Here is a 14021-nt window from a genome sequence, read left to right on the forward strand (position 1 = left end):
ATGAAAATCTACCAACGTCTTTTAACCTATGTAAAACCCTATGGGCGTTTTATCCTGCCCTTCTTTGTGCTTACACTGATCAGTGTATTCTTTAGCATTTTTCAATTTGCGTTGATCATTCCCTTGCTGAATTTCTTGTTCAATCATACCAGCCCTGAAGACGTTCAGAGGTATGCACATGCTCCTTCCTTTTCATTAACGGCCAACTTTTTCAAGGATTTCTTTTACTACCAGGTATACCGCCTTAAAAACATGAACCCCAAATATGCGCTGTACCTGATTGCTGCGCTGATTGTAGTAGCTGTTATCTGTACCAACATCTTCCGGTACCTGGCACAACGCTGTTTGGTTAATGCCCGCACGCTGTTGGTAAAACGATTACGTGAAGCTTTGTTTACGAAGATCAACAGGCTCCACCTGGGCTATTTTACAAAAGAACACAAGGGCGATTTACTTTCCCGGATGAATGCCGATGTTTTTGAAATTGAAGCCGTTGCTGCCAACTCTATTGAAGTGCTTTTTAAAGAGCCTTACGTAATGATTGGTTATTTCATTGCGCTCTTTGCCATATCGCCACAACTTACCTTGTTTACTTTGGTCATCATTCCTATTTCAGCAGTTGGTATAGCATCGGTTACCAAACGATTAAAAAAAGAAGCCACAGCGGCTCAGGCGTCCATTGGCCGGTTATTTACCATCATTGATGAAACACTAATGGGTATGCGTATTATACGCTCCTTCAATGCTTCCAAGTTCATTATCGATAAGTTCAGCCAGGAAAACGACTTTTACCGGAAGGCCAGTTTACAAGGATTTAGCCGACGCGAATTAGCACCTGCCTTTTCTGAAGCATCGGGTGTATTTGTAGTGGCTTGTATATTGGTATTTGGTGGTAGCCTGGTCTTAAAAAATCAAGCTACCGGCACAGGTCTGCAAGCCAGTGCATTCATAGCATTCATAGCCATTTTCTCACAAGTAATCCGTCCCGCCAAAGCCATGGTAATTGCTATGGCCAATATTCAACGGGGAGAAGCGGCTGGTCAACGCATACTACAGGTGCTGGATACCCAGGTAGAGGTTGACGATCATCCCAATGCCATACCATTACCTTCTTTTGAAGACGCTATTGAATTTAAGGATGTAAGCTTTGCTTATCATAATAAACCCGTATTGCAGCACGTTAATTTTATTATACCGAAAGGAAAAACGGTTGCCCTGGTGGGCCCCTCTGGAGTAGGCAAATCCACTATAGCCGACCTGATCCCCCGCTTTTATGATGTAAGGAGTGGTGAAGTGTTGATCGATGGCATTGACGTAAGGGGATATACCATGGAGTCGCTTCGAAGCCATATGAGTTTTGTAACTCAGGATGTGATTCTTTTTAATGATACCGTCTTTAATAATATTGCGTTGGGCCAACCTGAAGCAAAGATGGAAGATGTAATAGAGGCAGCTAAAATTGCAAACGCCCATGAATTTATTAGCAATACGGAAGACGGCTACCAAACTATTATTGGTGATCGGGGCATTCGTTTATCTGGAGGGCAACGCCAGCGATTGAGCATTGCGAGAGCGGTGTTCAAAAACCCATCGATCCTGATCCTGGATGAAGCCACATCTGCCTTAGATACAGAGTCTGAAAAGTTAGTGCAAGATGCTTTGAATAAACTAATGAAAGGCCGAACCACCTTAGTAATTGCACACCGTCTCAGCACTATTAAGGAAGCGGATGAGATCATTGTATTACATGAGGGTCAGATCATAGAAAGGGGCAATCATAAGGAATTAATTGAAACGGAAGGAAGCATTTATAAGCGACTAACTAACCTTCAAAAAATTGCCTGATTTTGTGTATTTCTCTTCACGAAAAACATTAACAATAAACCCTGCCAATTAAAAATTAAAGCTGGGCCATCGGCATAGGAATTGAAGAGATAAATGTACACCCACCACCATAAATCGAACCATGAAAAGTTTAATCACCCTTTTTTTCCTCATGACCATTTTCAGCTCATGTGATAGGAGTGCTGGTAACTCCTCAACAGATTCTTTTGCCCCAGCTACGGCAGAGTCGAAAATAAACGTAGCATATGGAAACGACTCGGCTCAACGCTTGGACATTTATTTGCCGGCAGGCCGAACCAGCGCTACTAAAGTGCTGGTGTTAATACATGGGGGCGGCTGGGCAGGTGGCGACAAAAACGAGTTTGCTTCTGTCATTCCCACCCTGCAAAAACAATTACCCGGCTATGCTATTGTTAATGTAAACTATCGTTTAGCTAACCAGTTCGGGAACCATTTTCCCACCCAGGAAAATGATATAAAAGAAGCACTACGATTTGTATTAGGTAACACAAAAGATTATCGCATTTCAAAAGACATAATTATATTAGGCACTTCAGCTGGCGCCCACCTGGCGCTGCTACAAGCCTATAAGAATACCGATGTCGTAAAGCCAAAAGCCGTCATTTCATTCTTTGGACCGACAGACATGGCAGAGATGTATAACCGGCAAACTAATTCTTACTATCAATTTGCCATTGGCTTATTAGTTGGTGGCACACCTGCCAAAGTACCTGAGGCTTATGCAAAGGTTAGCCCCATCAATTTTGTAACGCCTCAAAGCGTTCCTACGTTATTATTTCATGGTGGTAGAGATGGGATGGTACCGGCTTCTCAATCAAAAAACTTAAAGGCTAAACTGGACAAATTAAGTGTGCCTTCAGAGCTGGTCATTTATCCTAGAGAAGGACACGGCTGGTGGGGAGCTACACGGGATGACTCCTTTAAAAAGATTGTGGCGTTTTTGAAGAAGCATGTTGGGTGAGGAAAAGCTGCACGCTGTACGCTGCACGCAGCGGGTTTCACGCAGAGCGCGCCAAGGCGCGGAGAGGGGATTTCGCACAGAGGAATTGCCTATAAAACAAAAGCACTCCACCTAAGGAGTGCTTTTTTATTTTCTTCTTCTTTATTGACCATTGAATATTGATCGTTGAGCATTGAACATTTCCTTCCCTTCCGTGGACCGTCATCTGTCGACCGTGGACTTCTTCTCACCGCTCGTAGCTCATAGCTCGCAGCTTTCCTCCCTTCATCATTCTTCCTTCCTTGTTCCTTGTTCAATATTCCTCTCCTTTCCTCCTTTCCTCTGTGCGAAACCCCCTCTCCGCGCCTTGGCGCGCTCTGCGTGAAACCAGATTCGGTCAAAAAATTGCATCGCTGTTCATTGATCCTTCTTTAATTTGATATATGAAAGCAATGGCTCCCCTGGCAGAACGTATGCGCCCGCATACATTGGATGAATTGGTAGGACAAGAACACTTGGTCGGCAAAGGCAGTATACTACGTACAGCAATAGAAAGCGGTAAGATTCCTTCAATGATCTTATGGGGCCCGCCAGGCACAGGGAAAACTACACTGGCTAATATCATTGCGCATCAACTACAACTACCATTTATAAACCTCAGCGCTATTAGCTCAGGTGTAAAAGAAGTGCGCGATGCCATTGCTACTGCTCAAAGGGCAGGCGGCGCCATTTTGTTTATTGATGAGATACACCGGTTTAATAAAAGCCAACAAGATGCCTTATTAGGGGCAGTAGAGAAAGGTACTATTACACTTATTGGCGCTACAACGGAGAACCCCTCTTTTGAAGTCAACAGTGCCTTGCTTAGTCGTTGCCAGGTCTATGTACTGAAAGCTTTAGAAGATGAAGATTTGGTTAAACTGCTTCAGCAAGCTTTAGAAAAAGATGATCAGTTAAAAGAAAAGAAGATTGAGTTAAAAGAAACGGAAGCGTTACTTACCATTTCAGGAGGTGATGCCCGCAAACTGCTCAACTTACTGGAACTGGTAGTAGACACACTTACAACGGGAAAAGGATCCAATGGCAAGCATGGGATTACCAATGAGAAAGTAATGGCCATTGCCCAACAGCGTATAGCCATCTATGATAAAAGCGGTGAGCAGCATTACGATATTATTTCTGCCTTTATCAAGTCCATGCGCGGTTCAGATCCCAATGGTGCCATATACTGGTTGGCCCGCATGATAGAAGGCGGAGAAGATGTAAAGTTCATTGCACGCCGTATGGTCATCTTTGCCAGTGAAGATATAGGAAATGCAAACCCCAATGCCCTGCTCTTGGCCAATGCCAGCTTTGAAGCCGTGAATAAAATTGGTTATCCGGAAGCCCGGATAATCCTGGCCCAATGCGCCACATATCTGGCCTCCTCTCATAAGAGCAACGCATCGTATATGGCCATCAACGAAGCGTTGGATCAGGTGCGTCGGGAGGGCGACTTACCAGTACCATTACACATACGTAATGCGCCTACAGGCCTAATGAAGAAACTGGGATATGGCAAGAACTATAAGTATGCGCATGATTATGAGGGTAATTTTACAGAACAGGAGTTTTTACCAGAAGAAATCAAAGGCACCACCTTTTACGATCCCGGTCATACACCACGAGAAGAAGAACTTCGCAAATTCCTGCGCAGTCGCTGGGGTAATAAATACGGTTATTGACAACAGATATGAAGGATTTGAAATAGATTAGCAGGATCATTAATTCGTATTAGATGAAACGCTCAAGCATAGCCATTGCTTTTTCTTTGTTTTTATCGCAAACTACTTCCGCCCAACAGATCATTAATCGTGATGCTGAAATAGAAGGCATGGTCAAAGAAGTATCTTCCGACTCATTAAGAGCCTATGTAAACAAAATGGTATCCTTTGGTACACGCCACACATTAAGCTCTACTACAGATAAGAAGCGTGGTTTAGGTGCTGCAAGGGAATGGGTTGTTCAAAAATTCAATGAGTTTGCCAAACAAAGCAATGGGCGCTTAACAGCGTTTGTAGATACCACCATTTTAGAGCCTGATGGCAGAAGGATCGACTCGCGCATTAATCTAGGCAATGCTATGGCCACTTTAAAAGGTACAGATCCCAATGATGATCGGATCTATATCATTAGTGGGCACTTAGACAGCCGGGTTACCGATGTAATGAACCGAACAGCCGATGCACCAGGTGCGAATGATGATGCCAGTGGTGTTGCTGCTTTAATAGAATGTGCGCGTATTTTGAGCAAACATTCTTTCCCAGCTACAGTCATATTTGTAGCCGTTAGCGGAGAAGAACAAGGCCTTCTGGGTGCAGAATACTTAGCTAAGAAAGCAAAGGCCAATAACTGGAACATTGATGGATTGTTGAACAATGATATTATTGGTAGCAACAACAGCAGCGAAACAAATATTATTGACAACTCCAAAGTGCGCATCTTTAGCGAATCCTTTTCACAACAAGATACAGGCCGTGTTCTTCAAAACATCAGAAGTATGGGTCTGGAAAATGATGGCCGTTCCCGCCAGTTGGCCCGATATATTAAAGAAGTAAGCGAACGCTATGTTGATGACCTGGAAGTGATGCTTGTATATCGTAACGACCGCTTCTTGCGTGGAGGAGACCATACCCCATTTGTACAACGCGGTTATCCGGCAATTCGCGTAACAGAGATGAACGAGAATTTTAATCATCAGCACCAGGATCTCCGCACGGACAAGGGCGTAGTATATGGCGACTTGCCAGAATTTATGGATTTTGAATATCTACGTAAGAATACTTCTTTAAACCTGGCAACCTTAGCCAACCTGGCAAAAGCACCTTCTGTGCCTCAAGAAGTAAAAGTGGATGTAAAGAATCTTACCAACTCAACATTTTTAAGCTGGAAGGCACCTAAGAACGGCAAGGTAAAAGGTTATTATGTAGTAATGCGTGAAAGCAGTTCTCCTGTATGGCAAAAAAAGTTCTTTACGTATGAAACTAGTATGCGCCTGCCCTATTCCAAGGACAATTACTTCTTTGCAGTACAGGCCGTAAATGCTACTGACAATGAAAGTTTGCCGGTAATTCCTGCTGTTGGTCGCTAAATTTGTGCTATGCAAATAGAATGGCGCCTTAAGCAATTTGACGAACTGACACCACATGAGCTCTACGCGATCTTACAACTACGTATTGAAGTATTTGTAGTAGAGCAGCATTGTGTTTTTCAAGACGCTGACAACAATGACCAGGGATCATTCCATCTAATGGGTTGGCAAGACAATCTGCTGGCTGCTTATACAAGACTAGTGCCGCCTGGCAACATTTATGAGCAGGCCTCTATTGGCAGAGTGGTAACGTCGCCCAACGTACGACGATTTGGTGCAGGTAGACAACTAATGCAACAATCCATTGAAACCGTTTACCAACTCTTTGGCCAAGGGCCTATTAAGATAGGCGCCCAGTTTTACCTAAAGAAGTTTTATGAGTCTTTCGGTTTCCAACAAATAAGTGATATCTACTTAGAAGATGATATTGAGCATATATATATGATGAAGCCATAATAGGAGAAACCAACTAAGTGTATTTACCTATTTTCTGCTATAATTTTATAGAAACATTAGCAAAGGTTTGCTCATTAAATTTTCTGCAACTACATTAGCGCAGTTATCCAACTCTTGTAAACCAAAATTCAGTATCCATGAGAACAACTGTACCTAGCGTACGTACATTTGTATTCATTTGTGCTTTCCTGCTCGCGACCTCTAACACCTATTCACAATCGATTTTTTTTGGTGGCAAAAATGAAATAGGCTTAGCCCTTGGACCCTCCTTTTTTCTAGGAGATCTGGGTGGGCATAAGGGAAGAGATATTTCTGACACCCGTCCTGGTGGTCTGAAGCACTTGAATCTACCTCTAACTAAACTATCTAAAGGATTATTTGTTGCTACTTATCCAAATACCTGGTTAGGACTTCGGTTAGGCATCAACCACACTGTTCTTGAAGGTGATGATGCATTAATTCCAACTGTTGACCAAAATGATGATGCCTGGTTCCGTAAAAAAAGAAATCTTAGTTTCAAGACCAGTGCCTTAGAAGGTCATTTACTGGCTGAAATTTTACCTCTTGGCTTCATGGAAGAATTTACAGAAGCCAGCCTACAACCTTACCTTTTAGCTGGTGTTGGCGTTACTAAGGTAAATCCTAAAACCCTGTACAATGGAGAATGGATTGAGCTAAAACCATTGATGCTTGAAGGTCACGGTATGGAAGAATTCCCAGAGCGTAAAAGCTATAGCAACATCGTACCATCATTAAACGTAGGTGCAGGTTTTAAATACTATTTTGGCCGTAATAAATTTGCTGGTTTAGAAGTTTTACACCGTTCATCTAAAGGCCCTGGTGCTGATATGATCGATGGTGTAAGTACAAACTATATCGATCCAAACTTATTTGATAAATACCTGAGTCCTAAACAAGCAGACCTTGCTAATGCGCTTTACTTCCGTGAAGATGAATTGAAAAATCAAAATGGAAGTGTACTGCGTATTCGTCCGCAGGTTGGTGAACAAAGAGGTGATGGCGGAAAAGAAAAAGACTCTTGGTTTACTGGCATAATCCGCTTTGGATGGGTGATGCCAGATCCAAATTCATTAGAGTCCAGACAAGCAAAACAAATGCGTTGTCCAACATTCTACTAAGAATTATGTATATTAACTGAAACAACTTCTAAATTAGAATAAGATCTTTCCAGTAAGCGACAGAGAACTTAATAAAATTCAAATCCTGGTTGAATAAACCTAATCCGTTCCCTATAGTACGCTAATTACAATTTTATTAATCATTCTCTGTCTCCCCTTACTGGAATCAATAAACGCTCTTTGTTTCAACAACCATAAGTCATTTACAAATAAAAAAAGCCGCATAAATTCTTCTGATTTATGCGGCTTTTTTTATTTACCTACTAGCGTTTAATTCAACAGTTTTTTCCTGGGCTTCAATTCATCTTTTAAGAACTGCCCTGTAAAGCTTGCTTTAACTTTAACCAGGTCTTCCGGTGTACCTTCAAACAAAATCTGTCCTCCACCAGAACCCCCTTCAGGGCCAAGATCAATAATATGGTCTGCTACTTTCACAACATCCAGATTATGTTCAATAACCAGTACCGTATTACCTCTATCCACCAATTTATTAAGTACCTCTAACAAGTGATGGATATCTTCAAAATGCAAGCCTGTAGTTGGCTCATCTAAAATATAAAAGGTCTTACCTGTATCTTTCTTCGCCAGCTCAGTTGCCAGTTTTACACGCTGCGCTTCACCACCTGATAAGGTAACGGCCGATTGCCCAAGCGTGATGTACCCTAACCCTACATCTTGCAACACTTTGATTTTTCTGTAAAGGAAGGGAACATTTTGAAAAAACTCTACCGCCTCTTCTACTGTTAGGTCCAATACATCGGCAATGGACTTTCCTTTGTAGCGGATCTCTAATGTTTCCCTGTTGTAGCGCTTACCATTGCACTTTTCGCAATGCACATATACATCGGGCAGGAAGTTCATTTCAATAACCCGCATACCACCACCTTCGCACACTTCACAACGGCCGCTTTTCACATTAAAGGAAAAGCGTCCTGCATTGTAGCCACGGATCTTTGCTTCAGGAATTGAAGCAAACAGTGTTCTGATTTCTGTAAAGAAGCCACAATAGGTAGCGGGGTTGCTCCGCGGTGTACGCCCGATAGGCGTTTGATCAATTTCAATGACCTTATCAATATGCTCTAAGCCTTTTATGGATTTATAAGGCATAGGTGTACCCTTAGATCCATAACAGTGATGCGATAAGATCGGATACAGCGTATCATTAATTAGTGTTGATTTTCCACTACCGCTAACACCAGAAACAACGATAAACTTACCTAATGGGAATGTAGTACTTACATTCTTTAAATTATTCCCTGTTACACCTTTCAATGTAATAGTCTTACCATTGCCTTTACGACGCTCCTTTGGAACTTCAATTTCTCTTTCGCCATTTAAAAAATGTGCTGTCAGGGTATCATTTCTCAAAACATCTTCCGGTTTGCCCTGTCCCATCACGCGGCCACCATGATAGCCAGCCTTAGGGCCAATATCAATAAGATGGTCTGCCGCCAACATAATGTCTTTATCATGCTCTACAACCAACACACTGTTTCCAATATCACGAAGGTTCTTTAACGCCGTAATTAACCGGTGGTTATCACGCTGGTGTAATCCAATAGAAGGTTCATCCAAAATGTAAGTGATGCCTTGCAATTGAGATCCGATCTGCGTAGCTAAGCGGATACGCTGGCTCTCTCCCCCACTTAGGGTTCGCGTTGGTCTATTTAATGTCAGGTAGGTTAATCCCACATCCAGCAAAAACTGCAACCGCTCCCGTATTTCCTTATTCAACTCACGGGCTATAACATTTTGCTTTTGGCTCATACGGCTCTCAATATCTTTAAACCAAGCCGCAAGCTGCACCAGGTCCAATTGACTGAGTTCTGAAATATTTCTTCCATCTACCTTGAACCACAAGCTTTCTTTTTTAAGGCGTGTACCATTACATGTAGGGCAAGTAGTTAGCTCCATAAAAGCTTCTGCCCATCGCTGTATGGCCTCGGATGTACTGGTAGCAAACCAACGCTTTATTTGATTTACAACACCTTCAAACTCACCATTGCTTGAACCTTCACTTATTTCTTCATCATCAAAATGCAGTTCATCGCCTGTTATTCCTTCTTCTTTTCCATACAGCAACAGGTTTAATGCCTTCTCTGGCAAATCTTTAACCGGCTTATCTAAACTGAATTTATTGCGTCTGGCTAGTTGCTGTACCTGTCTAAAAGAATAAGCCTCACGTTCGCCACCCAAAGGTGCTATACCACCCTCATTAATACTTAAACTATCATCAGGGATTATAGCACTCATACTTACATTATATACTTGCCCTAAGCCTTTACAAGTAGGACAAGCACCATAAGGTGAGTTAAAAGAAAACGAGTTTGGTGATGGTTCTTCATACGAAATACCCGTGTCTTCACACATCAACTGACGGCTATAAGATACCTCACCAGCACCGCTTCCATTATCTTTTTCATAGGCCACAAACATCAGGTCCTTACCAAGCTTCAACGATTGTTGTACACTTTGGCTAATGCGTGTGCGCATTGATTTTTCTACTTTCAGACGGTCCACTACCAGTTCTATATCATGAATCTTATAGCGGTCCAACTGCATTTTAGGCGTTAGGTCTTTTATTTCTCCATCTACACGAACTTTTAAAAAACCTTTCTTTCGTACTTCTTCAAATAGTTCGCGGTAATGTCCTTTTCTACCTCTTACTAAAGGTGCCAGAAATGTTACTTTATAGCCATCCAGCTTTTTGAAAAGGTTATTGACAATTTCATCTTCACTCCACTTAACCATTTTCTTACCGGTGTTGTAAGAATAAGCCTCGCTGGCACGTGCATATAATAAACGAAGGAAGTCATAGATCTCCGTGACAGTACCAACAGTAGAACGAGGGTTTTTATTGGTAGTCTTTTGTTCTATAGAGATAACCGGAGATAACCCCATGATTTTGTCTACATCTGGACGCTCCATCTCGCCCATAAACTGACGGGCATAGGCTCCAAAGGTTTCCATATAGCGTCGCTGTCCTTCTGCAAAGATGGTATCGAAGGCTAAAGAAGACTTACCACTACCACTTATACCAGTAATAACAACAAGCTGATTTTTAGGAATGTTAATATCAATATTCTTCAAATTATGCTCTCTGGCGCCGTATACTTCAATAAACTCTCCATCTACCGGCACTTCGATTGGCTTCTTTGTCCCTTTTTTCATTCGGTTAATTCCCAAATTTTTTAGTAAGCGAAGATACGGTGCCATACATTCTCTTGCACTTCTTTAACATCTATTAAATTTTTTTAGCGGGTTTTCCCCCAATTAACGTTTTTGGCACAATATTGTCTTAGAAGGGGCAAAAACCTTTCCATCACATAATTTGCTAACAAATGAAAAACACCTTTTTATCAGCAATCATTGCCCTATTTATTGGCGCAACAGTTAATGCTCAGTCAACGGTAGACTCTATTGCAGCGAAGTATAAACTACTTCCAATGCCAGCTCCTTTAACAGTAGAAAAGACTTTCCCTGTATTAGGTTCTTATCAACTAGCTTCAGGTACTCCTGGCGCAGTTAGTGCTCCTGCCACTACAGCACCAGCTACTACTACAGCTCCTACTGCTACAGATTCTAATGCTTCTCAAACAGCTCCTGTTACAGCGCAAGCTCCAGCTACAGTAGCTACTGAAGCAACACCCTCTGTTACAATTACTTTAGATTCTGTAAACAAAGGAATTGTATGGATAGACGGTTTACCTGAAGGTAAATTCAAAGCTTACTTGAAAAAATCACCTACTACTTATCGAATTGTATCTCAGAAAACAAACCTGGGTAAAGAAATTCCAGAAGGTACTTTGTACTATGATGTACAAGCAAATGCTTTGAACATTGCTCTTGGAAAACCTTATAATGAAGAAGATCCAACAGCTGTATTTGCTGTAAATGCACCTTCTACAGAAGTTGCAGCAACATCTACTGCTAGCACAAAAAGCAAATCTGCAAAACAAAAAACAAAAGTTACTTTCTATACTGCATCTAAAGTAATTACTGAGCCTGCAACTTCAACAGAAGCGCAAGGCGGCGGTACTGACCACGATCAGCAATAAGAGTTTTCATTTGCATATACATAGGGACGAAGGGGTTGCGCAGGCAGCCCCTTTTATTTTTTTATATGGATAGGTTAAAAGAAATTATAATTTGGAAGTTAAAACACCAACCTATTAGCTTTGTAGACTTATAACTACTTGATGGTATCATTATATCACATATGCTACTTCCATCATTGCAGCACGTATTGTATGCCGTAAGGCATAATTATTTTCCCCTAATCTTACCGACTCCTATTTAATCATTTAATAACTCTTTACGTATGCAATTACCTATAGGTATCTTTTATGAACATCCTGAATGGTTTAAAAAACTGTTCGCCACACTTGAATCCTATCAACTTCCTTATGAAAAGCTACATGCTGGCTTTCATCAATTTGATCCCTTACAAACAAAACCAAAGTATAGTGTGGTTTTAAACAGGGTTAGCTCCTCCTCTTATCTAAGGGGCCATGGTCAAAGTATATTTTATGCAAAAGGCTTTATCTCCTATTTAGAGCAAATTGGCGTTCCTGTAATCAATGGTTCTAAGGCTACAGAAATTGAAACATCAAAAGCACTGCAACTACTTCTGCTTTCTCGATTAGGTTTGAAATTTCCAAAGTCAATTGTAGTTAACCACACCAACCAATTAGTAAGTGCAGCCAAGCAATTGCAATTCCCTATTGCCGTTAAGCCAAACATTGGTGGCGCGGGCGCTGGCGTTATCAAGTTCAATTCATTATCAGCCTTGGAAGAAGCTGTTGAAAATAATGCTATTGATTTGGGCATTGATCAAACAGCTTTAGTACAAGAATTTATTCCTGTTCGTGGCGGTCATATCAATCGTGTGGAAACATTGAACGGTAAATTCCTATATGCCATTAAAGTGTTTACCTCGGGCGAAAGTTTTAATCTATGCCCGGCAGAGATCTGTGCTGTTCCTGAAAAGCCAGCCGTTGAAGAAATTGGTGAAGTGTGCCTGACAACGGCTGTAAAGAAGGGCTTTAAGGTTGAAGCCTTTACGCCTCCTGCCCATATTACTCAAGCTGTTGAACGCATTGTTGCAGAAGCAAAAATAAATGTGGGTGGTATTGAGTACCTGGTAGATGACAGAAATGGTGATGAGCTTTTTTATGATATCAATGCCTTATCAAACTTTATTGCTGACGCTGAGAATGTGGTTGGCTTTGATCCATTTGTAAACCTTGTAGAATACATCAAAACATTTACAAACACTAAAACCCATTAAAATGAGATTTGGCTATTGGCTACCTGTATTTGGCGGCTGGCTACGTAACGTAGAAGATGAGGCCATGGAAACAAGCTGGAACTATGTTAAGCGCTTAGCGCAACGTAGTGAACAGATTGGCTTTGACCTTACCTTGATCGCTGAACTTTTTTTAAATGATATTAAAGGAGAATCGGCTCCTTCTTTAGATGCATGGTCTACAGCAGCTGCCCTGGCAGCCGTTACAGAAAAACAGGAACTAATGGTGGCAGTACGGCCTACGTTTCATAATCCTGCTATATTAGCTAAGCAAGCTGCTAACATAGCCCACATTAGTAACAACCGTTTATCACTTAATGTAGTATCATCCTGGTGGCAACAAGAAGCTTTAAAATACGGTATCAACTACGAGCAGCACGATGATCGTTATGCTCGCATGAAAGAATGGCTGGAAATTGTAACCGGCATGTGGGAGAAGGATGATCTAAATTATCAAGGCAATTATTATTGTGTAGAAAACACCATCCTTCAACCTAAACCTACTATAAAACCCGCTATCTATGCTGGTGGCGAATCAGAAGCAGGTAAAAACCTCATTGCACAATTATGCGACGGTTATGTTATGCATGGTGATTCTCCTGATGTAATTGCTAAACGTATTGCCGATGTGAAAGAACGTCGCGAAAAGTCAGGCCTTCCTCCTATGAAATATGGAGTGGCCGCGTATTCAATTGTCCGCAATACAGAACAGGAAGTAAAGAAAGAAATTGAGCGCATTACAGATGTAAAGGCAACAGCTGCCGGCTATAACAATTACCAGCAATGGTTGAATGGTACGCAGTTAGAAAAACGTGTATCTCTTGAAGATTATTCTGTTTCTAATAGAGGCTTACGCAGTGGTTTAACAGGAATCCCTGACCAAGTAGCTGAACAAATAAACAAATTTGAACAAGCAGGTGTTGACTTCTTCTTATTACAATGTAGTCCGCAATTGGAAGAAATGGAGCGCTTTGCTGAAGCCGTTATTTCACAAAAAGCACTCGTATAACACTGATAGACAAGATTAATAAAAAAGCCTTCTGCTTAAGAAGGCTTTTTTATTACGCGGAGTTTAAACATTTTCCAATTAACAAAGTCCTAAACAAATACAAACACTACAGTAGTGGTTATAACATGTTGATAGATTACTAACCACTAAAGACCTTATGGTACGGTGTTTGA

The 14021-nt window shown here is 41.5% G+C and carries 10 protein-coding genes; 9 read left to right on the forward strand and 1 reads right to left on the reverse strand.

Annotation, left to right across the window (positions count from 1 at the left end):
* The 6 genes from SY85_RS07865 to SY85_RS07895 all read left to right on the forward strand — a co-directional run bounded on the left by SY85_RS07865 (position 1) and on the right by SY85_RS07895 (position 7531).
* Positions 1 to 1845 (forward strand): ABC transporter ATP-binding protein, encoded by a 1845-nt coding sequence (locus SY85_RS07865; protein WP_066403223.1) that lies wholly within the window; start codon positions 1 to 3, stop codon positions 1843 to 1845.
* Positions 1846 to 1966: 121 nt separating this feature from the next.
* A complete protein-coding gene (locus tag SY85_RS07870; RefSeq protein WP_066403225.1) occupies positions 1967 to 2827 on the forward strand; it encodes an alpha/beta hydrolase in 861 nt (286 codons plus the stop codon).
* Between the two features lie 422 nt (positions 2828 to 3249).
* Positions 3250 to 4530 (forward strand): replication-associated recombination protein A, encoded by a 1281-nt coding sequence (locus SY85_RS07880; protein WP_066403230.1) that lies wholly within the window; start codon positions 3250 to 3252, stop codon positions 4528 to 4530.
* A gap of 53 nt (positions 4531 to 4583) precedes the next feature.
* Positions 4584 to 5936: a M28 family metallopeptidase gene (locus SY85_RS07885; protein WP_066403233.1), complete on the forward strand. Its 1353-nt coding sequence runs from the start codon at positions 4584 to 4586 to the stop codon at positions 5934 to 5936.
* 9 nt (positions 5937 to 5945) lie between these two features.
* Complete coding sequence (locus SY85_RS07890; RefSeq protein ID WP_066403237.1) at positions 5946 to 6392, forward strand: GNAT family N-acetyltransferase; 447 nt, start codon at positions 5946 to 5948, stop codon at positions 6390 to 6392.
* A gap of 137 nt (positions 6393 to 6529) precedes the next feature.
* On the forward strand, positions 6530 to 7531 hold the full coding sequence (locus SY85_RS07895) for a hypothetical protein (RefSeq protein ID WP_066403241.1): 1002 nt from the start codon (positions 6530 to 6532) through the stop codon (positions 7529 to 7531).
* A gap of 270 nt (positions 7532 to 7801) precedes the next feature.
* On the opposite strand, the gene uvrA is transcribed toward SY85_RS07895, so the two are convergent.
* Positions 7802 to 10702 carry an excinuclease ABC subunit UvrA gene (gene uvrA, locus SY85_RS07900; protein WP_066403243.1) on the reverse strand — a complete coding sequence of 967 codons (2901 nt, stop codon included), beginning with the start codon at positions 10700 to 10702 and terminating at the stop codon, positions 7802 to 7804.
* 170 nt (positions 10703 to 10872) lie between these two features.
* On the opposite strand from uvrA, the gene SY85_RS07905 reads away from it, so the two are divergent.
* From SY85_RS07905 to SY85_RS07915, 3 genes are all read left to right on the forward strand, one after another.
* Positions 10873 to 11589 carry a hypothetical protein gene (locus tag SY85_RS07905; RefSeq protein WP_066403247.1) on the forward strand — a complete coding sequence of 239 codons (717 nt, stop codon included), beginning with the start codon at positions 10873 to 10875 and terminating at the stop codon, positions 11587 to 11589.
* 263 nt (positions 11590 to 11852) lie between these two features.
* Positions 11853 to 12821, forward strand: a complete 969-nt coding sequence (locus tag SY85_RS07910) for an ATP-grasp domain-containing protein (RefSeq protein ID WP_066403249.1) — start codon at positions 11853 to 11855, stop codon at positions 12819 to 12821.
* Between the two features lies 1 nt (position 12822).
* Positions 12823 to 13848, forward strand: a complete 1026-nt coding sequence (locus SY85_RS07915; RefSeq protein ID WP_066403251.1) for an LLM class flavin-dependent oxidoreductase — start codon at positions 12823 to 12825, stop codon at positions 13846 to 13848.
* Positions 13849 to 14021: the final 173 nt, after the last annotated feature.

Source organism: Flavisolibacter tropicus (assembly GCF_001644645.1).
GTDB lineage: Bacteria > Bacteroidota > Bacteroidia > Chitinophagales > Chitinophagaceae > Flavisolibacter > Flavisolibacter tropicus.

Excerpts from the sequence above, each read along its gene's own strand:
- SY85_RS07865 (WP_066403223.1), top strand. The coding sequence starts at position 1 with ATGAAAATCTACCAACGTCTTTTAACCTATGTAAAACCCTATGGGCGT.
- SY85_RS07870 (WP_066403225.1), top strand. The coding sequence starts at position 1,967 with ATGAAAAGTTTAATCACCCTTTTTTTCCTCATGACCATTTTCAGCTCA.
- SY85_RS07880 (WP_066403230.1), top strand. The coding sequence starts at position 3,250 with ATGAAAGCAATGGCTCCCCTGGCAGAACGTATGCGCCCGCATACATTG.
- SY85_RS07885 (WP_066403233.1), top strand. The coding sequence starts at position 4,584 with ATGAAACGCTCAAGCATAGCCATTGCTTTTTCTTTGTTTTTATCGCAA.
- SY85_RS07890 (WP_066403237.1), top strand. The coding sequence starts at position 5,946 with ATGCAAATAGAATGGCGCCTTAAGCAATTTGACGAACTGACACCACAT.
- SY85_RS07895 (WP_066403241.1), top strand. The coding sequence starts at position 6,530 with ATGAGAACAACTGTACCTAGCGTACGTACATTTGTATTCATTTGTGCT.
- uvrA (WP_066403243.1), bottom strand. The coding sequence starts at position 10,702 with ATGAAAAAAGGGACAAAGAAGCCAATCGAAGTGCCGGTAGATGGAGAG.
- SY85_RS07905 (WP_066403247.1), top strand. The coding sequence starts at position 10,873 with ATGAAAAACACCTTTTTATCAGCAATCATTGCCCTATTTATTGGCGCA.
- SY85_RS07910 (WP_066403249.1), top strand. The coding sequence starts at position 11,853 with ATGCAATTACCTATAGGTATCTTTTATGAACATCCTGAATGGTTTAAA.
- SY85_RS07915 (WP_066403251.1), top strand. The coding sequence starts at position 12,823 with ATGAGATTTGGCTATTGGCTACCTGTATTTGGCGGCTGGCTACGTAAC.